General features: G+C 71.1%; 14 protein-coding genes. 12 read left to right on the top strand and 2 right to left on the bottom strand.

Going from position 1 to position 15,927, the window contains the following annotated elements; translation table 11 throughout:
* Positions 1-39: 39 nt before the first annotated feature.
* The 8 genes from ACFCYE_RS03370 (at position 40) to ACFCYE_RS03335 (ending at position 8,216) form a co-directional block, all read left to right on the top strand.
* A complete protein-coding gene (locus ACFCYE_RS03370) occupies positions 40-1,296 on the top strand; it encodes a sensor histidine kinase (protein ID WP_376176259.1) in 1,257 nt (418 codons plus the stop codon).
* Positions 1,293-1,946 (top strand): response regulator, encoded by a 654-nt coding sequence (locus tag ACFCYE_RS03365; protein ID WP_376176257.1) that lies wholly within the window; start codon positions 1,293-1,295, stop codon positions 1,944-1,946. The genes ACFCYE_RS03370 and ACFCYE_RS03365 overlap by 4 nt, the downstream gene beginning before the upstream one ends.
* Complete coding sequence (locus ACFCYE_RS03360; protein WP_376176255.1) at positions 1,943-2,584, top strand: ATP-binding cassette domain-containing protein; 642 nt, start codon at positions 1,943-1,945, stop codon at positions 2,582-2,584. Before ACFCYE_RS03365 ends, ACFCYE_RS03360 begins: the two co-directional genes overlap by 4 nt.
* A complete protein-coding gene (locus ACFCYE_RS03355) occupies positions 2,581-4,080 on the top strand; it encodes a hypothetical protein (protein ID WP_376176253.1) in 1,500 nt (499 codons plus the stop codon). The genes ACFCYE_RS03360 and ACFCYE_RS03355 overlap by 4 nt, the downstream gene beginning before the upstream one ends.
* A 45-nt stretch (positions 4,081-4,125) precedes the next feature.
* Positions 4,126-5,298 carry a benzoate/H(+) symporter BenE family transporter gene (locus tag ACFCYE_RS03350; protein WP_376176252.1) on the top strand — a complete coding sequence of 391 codons (1,173 nt, stop codon included), beginning with the start codon at positions 4,126-4,128 and terminating at the stop codon, positions 5,296-5,298.
* Positions 5,299-5,374: 76 nt separating this feature from the next.
* On the top strand, positions 5,375-6,313 hold the full coding sequence (locus ACFCYE_RS03345) for an ABC transporter ATP-binding protein (protein ID WP_376176250.1): 939 nt from the start codon (positions 5,375-5,377) through the stop codon (positions 6,311-6,313).
* Positions 6,310-7,401, top strand: a complete 1,092-nt coding sequence (locus ACFCYE_RS03340; protein WP_376176247.1) for an ABC transporter permease — start codon at positions 6,310-6,312, stop codon at positions 7,399-7,401. Before ACFCYE_RS03345 ends, ACFCYE_RS03340 begins: the two co-directional genes overlap by 4 nt.
* A gap of 227 nt (positions 7,402-7,628) precedes the next feature.
* Positions 7,629-8,216, top strand: a complete 588-nt coding sequence (locus ACFCYE_RS03335; protein WP_376176246.1) for a nitroreductase family protein — start codon at positions 7,629-7,631, stop codon at positions 8,214-8,216.
* On the opposite strand, the gene ACFCYE_RS03330 is transcribed toward ACFCYE_RS03335, so the two are convergent.
* Positions 8,206-8,838 (bottom strand): TetR/AcrR family transcriptional regulator, encoded by a 633-nt coding sequence (locus tag ACFCYE_RS03330; RefSeq protein ID WP_376176244.1) that lies wholly within the window; start codon positions 8,836-8,838, stop codon positions 8,206-8,208. The genes ACFCYE_RS03335 and ACFCYE_RS03330 overlap by 11 nt on opposite strands.
* 60 nt (positions 8,839-8,898) lie before the next feature.
* Here ACFCYE_RS03330 and ACFCYE_RS03325 point away from each other — a divergent pair, with 60 nt between their 5' ends.
* From ACFCYE_RS03325 to paaZ, 4 genes are read left to right on the top strand one after another with little or no spacing between them, the layout of a single operon-like run.
* Positions 8,899-10,083, top strand: a complete 1,185-nt coding sequence (locus ACFCYE_RS03325) for a thiolase family protein (RefSeq protein ID WP_376176242.1) — start codon at positions 8,899-8,901, stop codon at positions 10,081-10,083.
* Entirely contained in the window at positions 10,083-10,823 is a 741-nt protein-coding gene (locus ACFCYE_RS03320) for an enoyl-CoA hydratase/isomerase family protein (protein ID WP_376176239.1), read from the top strand. The genes ACFCYE_RS03325 and ACFCYE_RS03320 overlap by 1 nt, the downstream gene beginning before the upstream one ends.
* Positions 10,820-11,656: a 3-hydroxyacyl-CoA dehydrogenase family protein gene (locus tag ACFCYE_RS03315; RefSeq protein WP_376176236.1), complete on the top strand. Its 837-nt coding sequence runs from the start codon at positions 10,820-10,822 to the stop codon at positions 11,654-11,656. Before ACFCYE_RS03320 ends, ACFCYE_RS03315 begins: the two co-directional genes overlap by 4 nt.
* Entirely contained in the window at positions 11,653-13,710 is a 2,058-nt protein-coding gene (paaZ, locus tag ACFCYE_RS03310) for a phenylacetic acid degradation bifunctional protein PaaZ (protein ID WP_376177127.1), read from the top strand. The genes ACFCYE_RS03315 and paaZ overlap by 4 nt, the downstream gene beginning before the upstream one ends.
* Positions 13,711-13,719: 9 nt before the next feature.
* Here the strand turns inward: paaZ and ACFCYE_RS03305 are convergent, their stop codons facing one another.
* Positions 13,720-15,852, bottom strand: a complete 2,133-nt coding sequence (locus ACFCYE_RS03305; protein ID WP_376176234.1) for a DEAD/DEAH box helicase — start codon at positions 15,850-15,852, stop codon at positions 13,720-13,722.
* Positions 15,853-15,927 lie beyond the last annotated feature (75 nt).

Raw genomic sequence — 15,927 nt, 5'->3', positions numbered from 1 at the left:
GCGGATGCCGCGGCATCCGCTTTTCCGTACGGTTGTGACATGCCCGCACCGACCCGCCCTGTCACGCCTCAGCAGCGCCGGTACGACCTCCTCCTGGCCGGAGTCGTCTTCGTCTCCGGCGTCGTCAGTGCCGTGCTGTCGTCGATCTCGGAGATCTACGGCGACGAGCAGGCGCCGCTGTGGCACGCACTCGTATACCTCGTCGTTCTCGCGGCACCCCTCGCGTTTCGGCGAGTCCGGCCGGCTCAGGTGGCGATCATCGTCTCGGCCGCGTACTTCGCGGCGGTGACCTTCCGGATCCCCGAGCTGTACGCCGGCAACGTGGCGATGTTCATCGCGCTGTACACGGTGGGCGCGTGGATGACGAACCGCCGAGCCGCGATGGTCGTCCGGTCGGTGATCATCGCGGGCATGTTCGGATGGCTCATCATCACCACGTATCGGGACGCGATCGACATCGCGCGCGACGAAGAGGTCATCGCCGGTGCGATGTCCCCCTACATCGCCTTCATGATGCTGCAGCTGCTCCTGAACGTGCTGTACTTCGGCGGCGCCTATTACTTCGGCGAGCGCGCCTGGGGCGCCGCCATGCAGCGCGCCGCGCTGGAGCAGCGCACCGCCGACCTCGAACGCGAGCGCGAGGTCACCGCGGCGCAGGCCGTCGCCCTGGATCGGGTGCGCATCGCCCGCGAACTGCACGACGTCGTCGCGCACCACGTCTCCGTGATGGGAGTGCAGGCCGGAGCCGCCCGCGTCGTGATCGATACGGCTCCCGATCAGGCCGCGCACATCCTGTCCGGCATCGAGGAGTCGGCCCGCGAGGCCATCTCCGAGCTGCACAACCTGCTCGAGACGCTGCGCTCCTCGGACGAGGATGCCGCGGACAGCGCCTCCACGCTCGAGGTGGGCGACATCGCCGACCTGGTCGCGGCGACGACGGAAGCCGGCATCCCGACCACCTACGACGTCATCGGCGAGCCGCGCGCTGTGCCGCCGATGATTGCCGTGAATCTCTACCGCATCGCCCAGGAGTCCCTCACGAACGCGCGCCGTCACGCCGGAGCAGGCGCCACCGCCGACGTCCGGCTGCGCTACACGGACACCGCAATCGAACTCGAGGTCGTCAACACCGGCCGCCGCGTCCTCACCACCAGAGCCGGACTCGGCCAGCTCGGCATGCGCGAGCGCGCCGCCGCGTCCGGAGGAACCATCGAGTCGGGGCCGCGGGACCGCGGCGGCTGGCGCGTCCGCGTCACTGTGCCGCTGGTCGCGGCGCTCGCTGAGGCATCCGCGTGAGCGGCGGGATCCGCGTCCTCCTGGTGGACGACCACGCCATGCTGCGTGCCGGGTTCCGGACGATCCTCGATGCGCAGCCCGACATCACCGTCGTCGGCGAGGCATCCACGGGCGCGGAGGCGGTCTCCGCGGCATCCGCTCTCCTCCCGGACGTCATCTGCATGGACGTCCAGATGCCGGACATGGACGGCATAGCGGCCACCAGACGGATCATCGCCGACCCCGACGTGCCGGCCGCGATCGCCATCGTGACGACCTTCGACCGCGACGACTATCTGTTCGCGGCGCTGGATGCCGGCGCCAGCGGGTTCCTGCTGAAGAACGCCGGCCCCGAGGACCTCGTCGCGGCGGTGCGGGCGCTGGCCGCGGGCGACGGGATGCTGGCACCGGAGGTGACCCGCCGGGTGCTGCAGCGGTTCGGGCGCGAGCGTTCCGTGACCGCGACCCTCGTGCCCGCCGAGCCCTTCACCGACCGCGAGGCCGAAGTGCTCGCGCTGATGGCCGAGGCGCTCAGCAACGCCGAGATCGGAGCACGCCTGTACATCGGCGAGGCGACGGTGAAGACGCACGTCTCGCGGATCCTGCAGAAGCTCGGCGCCAGGGACAGGGTGCAGGCCGTCGTGCTCGCGCTGCGCGGAGGACTGGCGTGACGTCGGGAGCGCTCACGGCGACCGCGGTCGGCGTGAGCATCGACGAGCAGATGCTCCTTCCGACCACGTCCGCGACGATCACGGCGGGCAGCGCACTGGCCATCCGCGGCCCGAACGGGTCGGGCAAGACCACCCTGCTGCGCGTGCTCGCAGGCAGCGTTCGCCCGTCGACCGGCGAAGTCCATTGGGAGGGCGAGCCCCTGCGGATCAGACGTGCGGATCATCGCGCCGTCATCGCCGCGATGATCGGGATGCCGGCGATGGCGCGCGACCTCACACTCGTCGAACAGTTGCGCTTCGTCCGCGCGACCTGGGGAGATTCCGCGTCCGAGGGCGAGCGCACTGCGCTCGAAGGACTCGCCGAACTGGGCATCTCCGCTCTCGCGGCGCGTTACCCGACCGAGCTCTCGTCGGGACAATTGCAGCTGTTCTCGCTCGCACTCACGTTCGCCCGCCCCTGCCGCGTGCTGCTGCTGGATGAGCCGGAGCAACGGCTGGACGCCCACCGCCGCAGCCTCGTCGCCGACGCGCTGCGGCGCCGAATGGCCGCCGGGTGCGGAATCGGGCTCGCCACGCACAGCGGGAGACTCGCTCGAGCGATCGGCGCCGATGTGCTGACCGTCGGCGAAGCGCCGTGACGGACGATGCCGGCGAACGCGGCAGGATCGCCGCGGCTCACGCAGTGCGACGCAGCCGTGCAGGGCGGCCGACCCGCGCGGACGCCGCCTACCTCGTCTACGTCGGTCTGCTCGTCGCCGCCATCGCCGGAGTGCCCGTCGTGCGCACGATCGTCCTGGCACTGGCGACGCCGGAGGCCTTCGACGCGCTGACCCGCCCCGAGACCGCCCGCATCGTCGGGGCGCTGGGCGGACTGCTGTGGATCGGCGCGCTGGCGCTGGGGCGCGTGCGGGGGCCGATCGCGCCGCCTCCGTTCGCGGCGGCCGTCCTCGGTCACTCAGACATCTCGCCGCGGCGGGCCTGGGCGAGGACGTTGACCCGCGTGAGCGTGGGCACGATGCTGATCAGCGCAGCGGTCGCGGTGCTGGCGGTCAGCGGCCTGCTCGCGAACGGCGTCCACGTCGAGCGCTGCATCGCATTCGTCGCGGGCTGCGCACTTCTCGCCCTTCCGGCGGTCGCGATCTGGCTGGCTGGTCAGGTGCTCGGCCGACGAGGCGCCGGGACGCTCGCCGTGGTCCTGGGCGCTCATCTGATCGCTGTGCTGGCCGGCGTGCCGCGGCTTCCGGCATCCGCTCTGGCGTCGCTGTGGGACGGGTCCGGCGGACCGCTGGGGCTTGTCGCGCTCGGCATCGCGGCGATCGCGGCCGTCGCGATGCTGCCGCTGCTGCTCGCCAGGCTGCTTCCCGAGACCGTCGAGACCCACGCGAACCGATGGGAGGCGATGTCCGTGCTCGCGGCCACGGGAGATCTCGCCGGGGCAGCCGACCGGACGCGCCCCCTCCCGACGTCCGGCCGACGGCTGCGCATCGCGATGCGTCGACCCCTCATGTTCGCCGTGCTGCAGCGCGATGCGATCGGCTCGGCCCGAACGCCGCTGAGACTCGCGGTCGCACTCGTGACTCTCGGGCTGACCGGTGCGGGGTGGGCCTGGTTGTCTGGCCTGGTCGGCGGTCCCGTCCGGGTCGCAGCGATAGGCATCGGACTGATCGCATTCCTCGCGGTCGGCGCGCTGATGGACGGAAGCCGAGAGGCGGCCGACGCCGCCGGTCGCCCGGCACTGCATGGTCGACCTCCGGCGCGGATGCTTCTGCTGCACCTCTCGTGGCCATGGCTGTGCGCCATCGTCATCCCCACGACGGTCGCTCTCCCAGCCGGCGGCGACGTCGGAGCGGTCGTAGCCGTCTTCGGCGCGGTGCTCGTGGCGGTCCGCGCGTACGACACGACGAAGGGCCCACTGCCGATCGAGTTGATGATGCCGGTGCCGACCCCGGCCGGCGACGCATCGGCTATCGGGATCTGGCTCTGGCAGTCCGATGCACTGCTGTGGACCGCCGCGCTGTCGTTCGGAGCCTCCGTGGCGATCGCCGCGGGCCCGCTGGCGCTGGTGTGGTCGGCGGTGGCGCTGGTCGCGCTCGCCGCGCTGACCGTCGGGCGGCTGCGACGCGCGTCGGCGTGAGCCGGTCGGAGCCGTCCGCTGACAGCCCGCGATAGCCTCGCATCCATGACCGAAACCGCCGTCTCGATGTCGCGTCCGATCACGGCGGGCGTCGTCACGGCACTCGTCGGGTTCACGAGCTCGTTCGCGGTCGTGCTCACCGGACTCAGCGCCGTCGGCGCATCAACGGGTCAGGCCGCGAGCGGCCTGCTGGCGCTGAGCCTCACGATGGGGATCGCGTGCATCGTGCTCGCCTGGCGCTACCGGATGCCGATCACCTCCGCCTGGTCGACGCCGGGCGCCGCGCTGCTCGCCGCCACGGGAGCGGTCGAAGGCGGGTGGCCGGCGGCGGTCGGGGCGTTCCTCGTCGTCGCGGCGCTGATCCTCGTCGCCGGACTCTGGCCGGGCTTCGGACGTCTGATCGCACGGATCCCGGCGTCCATCGCGCAGGCCATGCTGGCGGGCGTGCTGCTTCCCCTGTGCCTGGCGCCCGTCACCGGAATCGCGGAGAACCCGTGGGGCGTGCTGCCGGTTGTGCTCACGTGGCTCGTGTTCGCGCGGCTCGCGCCGCGATGGGCCGTACCGCTGGCGTTCGTGGCTGCGGCCGTGGTCGTCGCCGTCGATCTGTTCCGCACCGGGGCCTCCGTCGATCCGCTGCTGCTGCTCCCGCACCTGGAGTTCACCGCACCCACCCTCACCGTCGGGGCGCTCGTCGGCATCGCCCTGCCGCTGTTCGTCGTCACGATGGCCTCGCAGAACGTGCCAGGCGTGGCGATCATGCGCAGCTTCGGATACGACGTGCCATGGCGGCCGGCGATGTTCGTCACCGGCATCGGAACCGCGATCGGTGCTCCGGCCGGCGGCCATGCGATCAACCTCGCGGCGATCAGCGCGGCGCTGGCCGCCGCCCCCGAGGCGGATCCGGATCCCGCAAGGCGCTGGGTGGCCGGCGTCTCGACCGGGGCGTCGTATCTCGTCCTCGGAGGCTTCTCGGCGGCCTTCGCCGCGCTCGTGCTGCTGGCGCCGACCGCGGTGATCCCGGCCGTCGCCGGTCTCGCCCTGTTCGCCGCGTTCGGCTCGGCCGTGCAGCAGGCGGTCGCTGAGCCGACCGAGCGGATGCCGGCGGTCGTCACGTTCGTCATCGCGGCATCCGGCCTGTCGCTCGGGGGGATCAGCGCCGCGTTCTGGGCGCTGATCGCCGGACTGATCGTGCGCGCGGTGCTGACGCCGCGGCCCTGAGTTCCGTCCGGCAGGGGACCGGCTGTCCGCCCCAGGGGGGATGCCACGGCATCCCCCCTCTTCGTAGCGTGGAAGCATGAGCACAGGAACCCTGCAGCTGACAGGAATCACCAAGAGCTACGGCGAGCGCCGTGTGCTCGACGACATCACCTTCCCGGTGGCCAGCGGCCACCTGACGGGATTCGTCGGCGGCAACGGCGCCGGCAAGACCACCACGATGCGGATCGTTCTCGGCCTGTTGTCGTCGGACGGCGGGTCCGTGACGCTCGGCGGCGCCACCCTGACCCCGGAGATGCGTCGGAACTTCGGCTACATGCCCGAGGAACGCGGCCTCTACCCCAAGATGAAGGTGCTCGAGCAGGTCGCGTACTTCGCTCGCCTGCACGGCTTCACGAAGGCGGATGCCGTGGCCCGATCAACCGCGCTGCTCGAGGAGCTCGGGCTCGGCGAACGACTGAACGACAACATCGAGGCGCTGTCGCTGGGCAACCAGCAGCGCGCGCAGATCGCGGCATCGCTCGTCCACGATCCCGACGTGCTGATCCTCGATGAGCCGTTCTCGGGACTCGACCCGCTCGCCGTCGACACCGTCGCGGGCGTCCTGCAGGAGCGCGCGGCGCGCGGCGTCTCGGTGCTGTTCTCCTCGCACCAGCTGGACGTCGTCGAGCGCCTCTGCGACGACGTCGTGATCATCGCCGGCGGCGTGATCCGCGCCTCCGGCCCGCGCGACGAGCTGCGCCGCCAGTACTCCGCTCCCCGCTGGGAGCTGGAGACCACGGGAGACACCGGCTGGCTGCGCGACGAGCCAGGGGTCACGGTCGTCGACTTCGACGGCGGCAGCGCCGTGTTCGACGTGGACGCCCCCGACACCGCGCAGCGGGTCCTCCGGCGCGCCTTCGACGGCGGCGATGTGAGCCGCTTCGCGCCGCAGCAGCCGACACTCGCGCAGATCTTCAAGGAAGTCATCCTGCCCGCCCCGGACTCCGACGTCCACGAACTGGAGGAAGTCCGATGACCACGCACCCCACCCTCTCTCCCACGCAGGGCATCTGGCTCGTCGCCGAACGCGAGCTCTCGACCCGCCTGCGCAGCAAGGCGTTCCTCATCTCGACCGGCATCCTGCTCCTCGTCGCGCTCGTCGGCGTGATCTGGGGCGGCATCGCATCGAACTCGACGAGTGCGACGCCGATCGCCGCGACCAGCGAGGCCGCGGCTCTTCTCCCGGAGGGCGACACGTTCGAGGTCACCGAGGTCGCCGACCGCGACGACGCGGCCGCGCTGGTCGAATCCGGCGACGTGGAGGCCGCGGTCGTCGCCGATTCGAGCGCGCCGACCGGCGTCGTGATCATCGCCAACCAGTCGCCGCCGGATTCCCTGGTGAGCGCGTTCTCGATCGCGCCGACCGTGGAGCTGCTGGATCCGAACGCACCGACCTTCGGCATGCGGTACCTGCTCGGCATGGTCTTCGGAATCGTGTTCATGATGGCCGCACTGAGCTTCGGATCGCCGATCGCGACGAGCGTCGTGGAGGAGAAGCAGACGAGGATCATCGAGATCCTGCTCTCCGCGATCCCCGCACGCGTGCTGCTGGCAGGCAAGGTCATCGGCAACACGCTGCTCGCGATCACGCAGATCCTGCTGCTCGTCGTCGTCGCGGCGATAGGGCTGATCGTCACGGGCCAGACCGAGCTCCTGCAGGGATTCGGGGCGCCGCTGATCTGGTTCGCCGTGTTCTTCCTCTTCGGGTTCGTGCTGATCGCGACGATGTTCGCGGCGGCAGGATCCCTCGTGTCGCGCCAGGAGGACGTCGGCTCGGTCTACACGCCGATGATGATCCTCGTGATGGCGCCGTTCTACCTCGTGCTGTTCCTGGGTGAGAACCCGACCGTCATGACGATCCTGTCGTACGTGCCGTTCTCGTCGCCCGTCGCGATGCCGATCCGACTGTTCTTCGGTGAGGCCGCGTGGTGGGAGCCGCTCGTCGCCCTCGCACTGCTGGTCGCGACCTGCGCGCTGGTCGTGCTCCTCTCGGCGAAGATCTACGAGAACTCCCTGCTGAAGATGGGCGCGCGGGTCAAGCTGGGTGAGGCGCTGCGCGCCTGAGCGCTCGCGCGTCTGAGTTCGCCCTGCGAGGGGTCGCGCATGATCGCGTCGCGTGAGGCGAGGCGACCGTGCGCGACCCCTCTTCGGGAACGCGCACCGCGACGCCCGGTGCCGAGCCCGAACGTGACGTTCCGTGACGCGAGGAATATGCATGCGTGCGCATGGGTTTACACTGACCAGAGCGCGGACGACGGAGTCGGCAAGGAACTCGACTTCGAAAGGCACTCATGTCCACTCCTGTCCTCGACCGCACCGCCGAGACGGCCGTCCCCGTCCTCGACATCCTTGCGCAGCGCTGGAGCCCCCGCGCTTTCGACGATGCCGCGCCGATCGATGAGGCGAAGCTCGCGGCTGCGCTCGAAGCCGCGCGCTGGGCACCGTCGGCCAACAACACTCAGCCGTGGCGCTTCATCGTCGCTCGCCGTGGTTCCGATCTGCACGCCCGGATCCACGACGGCCTCCTCGGCTTCAACCAGGTGTGGGCCGGCAACGCGGCCGTCCTGATCGTCGCGCTCGCCGAGGTGGCGGACGCCCAGGGGACCCCGCTGAGCCACGCGCAGTACGACCTCGGCCAGGCCGTCGCGCATCTCTCGGTGCAGGCGCACGCCGACGGTCTCGTCGTCCACCAGATGAGCGGCTTCGACCGTGCCACCCTGGAGCAGCTTCCGGGCGTCGAGGCACGGTTCGTTCCCACGACCGTGATCGCGCTCGGCGAGTTCGGCGATCTCGAGGCGCTTCCGGAGGCGCTTCAGGAGCGCGAGGTCGCTCCGCGTGTGCGCCGCGCCCTCGACGAGACGGTACTCGTCAGCGCCTGAGCCCGTCCAGCGCGACGCGCAGCACGTCGTCCGCGAGCTCCGCAGCACCCTCCGGGCCTGCCGGCCGATACCACTCGACGATCGAGTTGACCATGCCGAACAGCAGGCGCGTGGCGAGCGCTGCGTCGACGTCGGCGCGGACGCTCCCCTCGTCCTGGGCCGCCCGGACGAGGGCGGTGACCTCACGGTCGAAGACTCGCCGGCGCTCGAGCGCGCGCCGCTCGACATCGCTGTTGCCCCGCACCCTCAGCAGCAGCGTCACGTAGGGCAGCTTCTCGACGAGCACCCCGACCGCACCGCGGAGCACGTACTCGAGCTTCGCGCGCGCCGTGGCGCCGTGCGCCGAGTCCAAGACACCCTCGAGTCCGCCGAGCGCTTCCTCCAGCGCGACCTCGAGGACCTGCTCCTTGGAGGAGTAGTGGTGATAGAGCGCCGACTTCGACAGGCCGAGACGCGCCGCCAGCGATGACACCGATGTCGCGTCGTACCCGTGCTCGATGAACACCTGCACCGCGACGGCGAGGATCTGCCCCTGGTCGTAGCCGGGGCGTCCGCGGCGGGCTGGAGTGTCGGACACGGCTCCAGTCTCGCACCGATTGCCCCGTACTGATGTCCCTGCCATACTGAATTCCTGACCGATCGGTTGGTAATTACGCATCGAGGACGATGTCAAGGAGCACGGATGCCTGAGGCCTACCTCGTCGGCGGCGTCCGCACGCCGATCGGCCGCTACGGCGGAGCGCTCTCCGGCGTCCGACCCGACGACCTCGCCGCCCTCGTCGTCGCCGAGGCGGTCGAGCGCGCAGGCATCCCGGCCTCCGACATCGACGAGGTGATCCTGGGAGCCGCCAACCAGGCCGGCGAGGACAATCGCAACGTCGCGCGCATGGCCGTGCTGCTGGCCGGGCTCCCGGATGCCGTGCCCGGCGTCACCGTCAACCGACTGTGCGCTTCGGGGATGGCGGCGATCACGATGGCCGCGCAGGCGATCCGTGCCGGCGACGCGGACCTCGTCGTCGCCGGGGGTGTCGAGTCGATGACGCGCGCGCCGTGGGTGCAGGCCAAACCGGCTCGCGCATGGGCGAAGCCGGGCGAGGCGTTCGACACGTCGATCGGCTGGCGCTTCACGAACCCGCGCCTCGCGGCCCGCGACAAGGCGACCTTCACGATGCCGGAGACGGCGGAAGAGGTCGCGCGCCTCGACGGGATCAGCCGCGAGGATGCCGATGCGTTCGCCCTGCGCAGTCACCGCCGAGCGGTCGCCGCGATGGATGCAGGGCGATTCGACGCGGAGCTCGTCGCGGTGCCGACCGGCGGCGCCACGGTGTCGACCGACGAGGCGCCACGTCGCGACACCACGACCGAAGCGCTCGCGGCGCTGCGTCCCGTCGTCCCTGGCGGCTCGATCGTGACCGCGGGCAACGCGAGCGGCCTCAACGACGGAGCCTCGGCGCTCGTCGTCGCGAGCGCCGAGGCGGTCGAACGGTACGGCCTCGTCCCTAGAGCGCGAGTCGTCGCGGCGTCCTCGGTCGGCGTCGCCCCCGAGGTCATGGGTCTGGGCCCTGTGCCCGCGACGCAGAAGGCCCTGGCGCGCTCCGGCCTCACCGTCGACGACCTCGACGCCATCGAACTCAACGAGGCCTTCGCGGCACAGGCGATCGCCGCCATGCGACGCCTCGGCATCGAAGACGATCGTGTGAACGCGGACGGCGGCGCGATCGCGCTCGGACACCCGCTCGGCGCGAGCGGCTGCCGCATCGTGGTGACTCTCCTCGGGCGCATGGAGCGCGAGAACGCCGCGCGAGGTCTTGCGACCCTGTGCGTCGGGGTCGGGCAGGGAACGGCCCTGATCCTGGAGCGGGCGTGATGAACGACCCCGTCCTCATCGAGGAGCGCGACGATCGCGTCATCGCGACCCTGAATCGACCGGACAAGCGCAACGCGATCGACCTCGCCACCGTGGATGCCCTGCACGCGGTGTGCGACGAGCTCGAGATCCACCCGCGCATCCTGATCCTGACCGGCACCGCAGGAGTGTTCGCCGCCGGCGCCGATATCGGGCAGCTGCGAGATCGCCGCGCCGAAGACGCCAGGAAGAACATCAACGCGGCCCTGTTCGTCCGCATCCACGAGCTGCCGATGCCGGTGATCGCGGCGATGGACGGCTACGCGCTCGGCGGCGGCGCCGAACTCGCGTATGCCGCCGACATCCGCATCGCGACGCCGTCTCTGCGCATCGGGAATCCGGAGACGGGCCTCGGCATCCTCGCGGCGGCCGGGGGGACCTGGCGCCTGCCGGCGCTGGTCGGCGAGGCGCTGGCCGCCGAGATGCTGTTCACCGGACGCAGCCTCACCGCCGACGAAGCACGCGCCGCCGGCCTCATCACGGCGATCCACCCGGCTCAGGCGCTGATGGAGGCCGCGCACGCGATCGCGGATCGGATCAGCGCGAACGATCCGCTCGCGATCCGGCACACCAAGACCGCCCTGCACGCGCCGCGCTCGGACCACCCGCGCATCGACTCCGAGCTGCAGGCCGAGCTGTTCGAGAGTCCGGAGAAGATGCGTCGGATGACCGCATTCCTCGAGAAGCGGGGCCGCCGATGATCACCAGGGTCGGAGTGCTGGGCGGCGGACGCATGGGCGCGGGCATCGCACACGCGTTCCTGCTCGCCGGGTGCGACGTCACGGTCGTCGAGCGCGACGCGCCCAGTGCGGACGCCGCGGCCGCACGCGTACACGACATGCTGACCGGGTCGGCCGCACGAGGGCAGCTCGCCCCGAGGCCTGCAGAATTCCGCACCTCGACAGACGTCGGCGACTTCGCCGACCGGGAGCTCGTGATCGAGGCGGTCCCGGAGGATCGCGCGCTCAAGGCGGATGCCCTCGCCCGCGCCGAAGCGGTCGTCGCCGATACCGCGCTGATCGCGTCGAACACGTCGTCGATCTCGATCGATGTCCTCGCGGCGCCGCTGGCGCACCCGGAGCGCTTCCTCGGCCTGCACTTCTTCAACCCGGTGCCGACCTCGGCGCTCGTCGAGATCGTGACGGGCACGGCGACCGCACCCTCCGCCGTCGAGGGGGCTCGCGCATGCGTCGACGCGATCGGCAGGACCCCGATCGTCGTCCGCGACTCCCCGGGCTTCGCCTCGAGCAGACTCGGGGTGCTGCTGGGCCTCGAGGCGATCCGGATGCTCGAGGAGGACGTCGCGGATGCCGCGGACATCGATCGCGCGATGGAGCTGGGGTACCGGCATCCGATGGGTCCGCTGCGCACCACCGATCTCGTCGGGCTGGATGTGCGCCTCGGGATCGCCGAAGAGCTGCACGCGGCGTTCGGTGAGCGTTTTGCTCCGCCCGCCCTGCTGCGCCGGATGGTCGCGGAGGGCCGGCTCGGCCGCAAGAGCGGCGAAGGCTTCTACAGATGGGACGCATCATGACCGGCATCCTGCCCAGCTACGTTCAGGGCTCCTGGTGGACGCCTGACACCGCGGCCGACGCGACGATCGTACGCGACGCGTCGACCGGTGCCGAGATCACCGGGGTCAGCACGGCAGGGCTCGATCTCGCCGGGGCGCTCTGGCACGCCCGCTCGGCAGGCCAGCACAGCCTCGGCGAGCTGACCTTCCACCAGCGCGCGCTGCTGCTCAAGCAGTTCGCGCTCGCGCTCACCGAACGCAAGGACGAGCTCTACGCCCTGTCCGCCTGCACCGGCGCGACGAAGACCGATTCGTGGGTCGACATCGACGGCGGGATCGGCGTTCTGTTCGCGTACTCGGGCAAGGGGCGCCGGGAGCTCCCGAACGGGCAGGTGTATCTCGACGGCCCCGTCGAGCCGCTCTCCAAGGACGGCTCGTTCCTCGGTCGGCACATCGCCACGCGACTGCCGGGGGTGGCGGTGCAGATCAACGCCTTCAACTTCCCCGTCTGGGGGCCGCTGGAGAAGTTCGCACCGGCGTTCCTCGCCGGGATGCCGACGCTGATCAAGCCCGCGACCCCGACCGGGTACCTCACCGAGGCGATGGTGCGCATCCTCGTCGAGTCCGATCTGCTGCCCGCGGGCTCCCTGCAGCTGGTCAGCGGCAGCGTGCCGGACCTCTTCGACCACCTGCGCCTCGGCGACCTCGTCGCCTTCACCGGCAGCGCCTCGACGGCGGAACGGCTCCGAGCTCACGCGGCCGTGCAGACCGGCGGTGTGCGCTTCACCGCGGAGACCGACTCGATCAACGCCTCGGTGCTCGGCCCCGATGCGGTCAAGGGCACCCCGGAGTTCGACGCGTACGTGCGCCAGCTCGTGACCGAGATGACGGCGAAGGCCGGACAGAAGTGCACCGCCATCCGGCGGGCCATCGTCCCGACGAGCTCGGCCGACGCCGTCATCGACGCGGTGACCGCGCGCGTGGCGGACAAGATCGTGCTCGGCGACCCGCGCGCCGAGGGCGTCACGATGGGGCCGCTCGCCTCGCTCGCGCAGCGCGATGAGGTGCGACGTCAGGTGCAGAGACTCATCGAGGGCGGCGGACGGATCGTGGCCGGGTCGATGGATGCCGCGGATGCACGACGGACAGCCCGCGATGCCGCCGCGGAAGGGGACGGTGCATTCCTCGCCCCGATCCTTCTGCGGTTCGACGATGCGACGGCAGAAGCCGCGCACACCGTCGAGGCGTTCGGCCCGGTGTCATCGCTGCTCACCTACGACACGCTCGCCGAGGCATCCGACATCGTCGCCCGTGGCGGCGGATCCCTCGTCACCAGCGTCGCGACGCACGACAGCGCATTCGCCGCGGGGCTCGTCGCCACCGTCGCCGCGCACAACGGGCGCGTGCTGATCCTCGATCGCGACGACGCCCGCTCCTCGACCGGGCACGGTTCGCCGTTGCCCGCCCTCGTGCACGGCGGGCCTGGCAGGGCCGGCGGCGGCGAGGAGCTCGGCGGCATCCGAGCCGTGCTGCACCACATGCAGCGCACGGCCGTCCAGGGCTCACCCGACATGCTCACCGCGATCACCGGGGTGTGGCACGCAGGTGCGACAGCGCGCACCGACGGCATCCACCCGTTCCGCAAGTCGTTGGTCGACCTGCGGATCGGAGACCGGATCGCCTCGGCCTCCCGTGAGGTGACGCTCGACGACATCGAGACCTTCGCGCACTTCACCGGCGACACCTTCTACGCCCACATGGACGAGGAGGCCGCCGCGGCGAACCCCTTCTTCCCCGGCCGCGTCGCGCACGGGTATCTGCTGGTGTCGTGGGCGGCCGGACTGTTCGTGGACCCCGACCCCGGGCCCGTGCTCGCGAACTACGGCCTCGAGGGGCTGCGGTTCATCACCCCGGTGTCGCCGGGCGACAGCATCCGTGTCGAGCTCACCGCCAAGCAGATCACGCCGCGCGAGACCGACGACTACGGCGAAGTCCGCTGGGACGCGGTCATCCGCAACCAGAACGACGAGACGGTCGCCACGTACGACGTCCTCACACTCGTCGCGAAGCAGTGACCTCCTGCCTCACCCGCGCAGCGCGAGCACGAAGGGCAGCACGGCGGCCGCACCGGACTGACGGAGAACGCGTGCCGCGACCGTCAGCGTCCAACGGCTGTCGGCCTGGTCGTCGACGAGCAGCACCGGCCCTGCGGGGATCTCCAGACCGTCGGCGCGGAAACGGTCCCAGATCCCGGCGAGCCGGAACGCACTGTTGCCGCCCGGCTGACCGGTGGGTCCGCCGTTCGCGAAGGACAGGGCCCCGGCATACGGCAGGCGCCCGACCTCGGCGATGCCGCGTGCGAGCGAATCCACCAGCAGCGGGCGCGAACGGGAGGGCATCGCGACGACCGCGACGGGGCGCTCGTCCCAGCCCCAGTCCGCGAGCACGCGCACACAGGCACCGAGCGCCTGCGGGGTCACGGCCGCATCCGGCGCCCCCGCGGCGAAGATCTCCCGCAGCGTGCCGCCCCAACCGAGGTCGGTGAGACGGGCGAGCGCACGCCCGTCGGCCGCCTGCTCCGCGGGGGCGATGCGTCCCTTGACGGGCACGCCGAGCCGATCCGCGCCGGTCGGCCATGCCTTGCGGGGTTCGACCGGGATGCCGACGCGATCGAGCGACCCGGCCGCCGCTTCGGTCGCCGTCTTGCGGATCTCACGGGGGAACCAGACGCCGGCGCAGTTGTCGCAGCGCCCGCAGGGGGCGGCGGTCTCGTCGTCGAGCGAACGCTGGAGGAACTCCATCCGGCAGCCATCGGTGCGCTCGTACTCGATCATGTGCTGCTGTTCGGCGATGCGCTCGGCGGCGATGCGCTCGTAGCGCTCCGCGTCGTACGTCCACGGCTCCCCGGTGGCGACCCATCCACCCTGCACCCGGCGAACGGCTCCGTCGACGTCGAGGACCTTCAGCAGCAGTTCGAGCGGCGTCCGGCGGATGTCGACCATGGCCTCGAGGGCCGGCGTCGATACCGGCGTCTGACCGAGCGCGCCGATCACCCGCTCGGCGCGCTCCCGATCGGGCATCGACGCGGTGGCGAAGTAGTGCCAGATCTCTCGATCCTCCACCCCGGGGAGCAGCAGCACATCGGCGCTGTCGCTGGCGCGACCGGCTCGTCCGACCTGCTGGTAGTACGCGACCGGCGAAGACGGAGCGCCGAGATGCAGGACGAAGCCGAGATCGGGCTTGTCGAATCCCATGCCCAGCGCGCTGGTCGCCACGAGCGCCTTGACCTCGTTGCGTTTGAGCATGCCCTCGGATTCGGCGCGCTCATCGCTGTCGGTCTGGCCCGTGTACGCGCGAACCTCGTGCCCGTGCTCGCGCAGCAGCCGGGCGGTGTCGACCGCGGCGGCCACCGTGAGCGTGTAGATGATGCCCGAACCGGGCAGGTCGTCGAGATGGCTGAGCAGCCAGGCCAGCCGGCTCGCCGAATCCGGCAGCCGCAGCACGCCGAGCCGAAGGGATGCTCGCGCCAACGGGCCGCGGATCGTCAGCACATCGGCATCCGCAGCATCCGGACTCGCGGAATCCGCGCCTCCGGAGCCGAGCTGCTCGGCGACGTCCGCGACGACACGGCTGTTCGCCGTCGCGGTCGTGGCCAGGACGGGCACGGTCGCGGGCATCTCGGCGATCAGGTCGCGCAGTCGCCGGTAGTCGGGGCGGAAGTCGTGCCCCCAATCGCTGATGCAGTGCGCCTCGTCGACGACGAGCATGCCGATACGACGCACCAGTGCCGGCAGCTGCTGCTCACGGAACGCGGGGTTGTTCAGCCGCTCGGGCGAGACCAGCAGCACGTCGACCTCGTCGCGATCGAGCTGCGCGAGCACGTCCGACCACTCGTGCGCATTCGTCGAGTTGATGGCCACCGCCCGCACCCCGGCGCGTTCGGCGGCGGCGATCTGGTCGCGCATGAGTGCGAGCAACGGCGAGACGAGAACGGTCGGACCGGCGCCCTGCCGGCGCAGCAGCAGGGTCGCGACGAAGTAGACCGCGGACTTGCCCCATCCCGTCCGCTGCACGACGAGCGCACGGCGGCACTCCGCGACCAGTGCCTCGATCGCCTCGTACTGCCCCTCGTGGAATTCGGCGTCGGCGCGGCCGACGAGCTCTCGCAGTGCGGCGAGGGCCGCCTGGCGCGTTTCGGTCGATGTCGCGGCGGTCATATCCCCACTCTGCCTCACCCGACCGACAAAGGACCTCCGTCCCCGTCGGGCCGTAGTCTGAATTCATGCCCACCG

Origin of the sequence: Microbacterium sp. NPDC056234, from assembly GCF_042267585.1 — a bacterium.
Lineage (GTDB): Bacteria > Actinomycetota > Actinomycetes > Actinomycetales > Microbacteriaceae > Microbacterium.
Note: the sequence above shows the minus strand (reverse complement) of the source record. Positions and strands in the feature narration are given on the sequence as shown.

What these genes read in the sequence shown, in the direction of transcription:
- ACFCYE_RS03370 (WP_376176259.1), top strand. Translation starts at nt 40, where the DNA reads ATGCCCGCACCGACCCGCCCTGTCACGCCTCAGCAGCGCCGGTACGAC.
- ACFCYE_RS03350 (WP_376176252.1), top strand. Translation starts at nt 4,126, where the DNA reads ATGACCGAAACCGCCGTCTCGATGTCGCGTCCGATCACGGCGGGCGTC.
- ACFCYE_RS03345 (WP_376176250.1), top strand. Translation starts at nt 5,375, where the DNA reads ATGAGCACAGGAACCCTGCAGCTGACAGGAATCACCAAGAGCTACGGC.
- ACFCYE_RS03340 (WP_376176247.1), top strand. Translation starts at nt 6,310, where the DNA reads ATGACCACGCACCCCACCCTCTCTCCCACGCAGGGCATCTGGCTCGTC.
- ACFCYE_RS03335 (WP_376176246.1), top strand. Translation starts at nt 7,629, where the DNA reads ATGTCCACTCCTGTCCTCGACCGCACCGCCGAGACGGCCGTCCCCGTC.
- ACFCYE_RS03330 (WP_376176244.1), bottom strand. Translation starts at nt 8,838, where the DNA reads ATGGCAGGGACATCAGTACGGGGCAATCGGTGCGAGACTGGAGCCGTG.
- ACFCYE_RS03325 (WP_376176242.1), top strand. Translation starts at nt 8,899, where the DNA reads ATGCCTGAGGCCTACCTCGTCGGCGGCGTCCGCACGCCGATCGGCCGC.
- ACFCYE_RS03320 (WP_376176239.1), top strand. Translation starts at nt 10,083, where the DNA reads ATGAACGACCCCGTCCTCATCGAGGAGCGCGACGATCGCGTCATCGCG.
- ACFCYE_RS03315 (WP_376176236.1), top strand. Translation starts at nt 10,820, where the DNA reads ATGATCACCAGGGTCGGAGTGCTGGGCGGCGGACGCATGGGCGCGGGC.
- paaZ (WP_376177127.1), top strand. Translation starts at nt 11,653, where the DNA reads ATGACCGGCATCCTGCCCAGCTACGTTCAGGGCTCCTGGTGGACGCCT.
- ACFCYE_RS03305 (WP_376176234.1), bottom strand. Translation starts at nt 15,852, where the DNA reads ATGACCGCCGCGACATCGACCGAAACGCGCCAGGCGGCCCTCGCCGCA.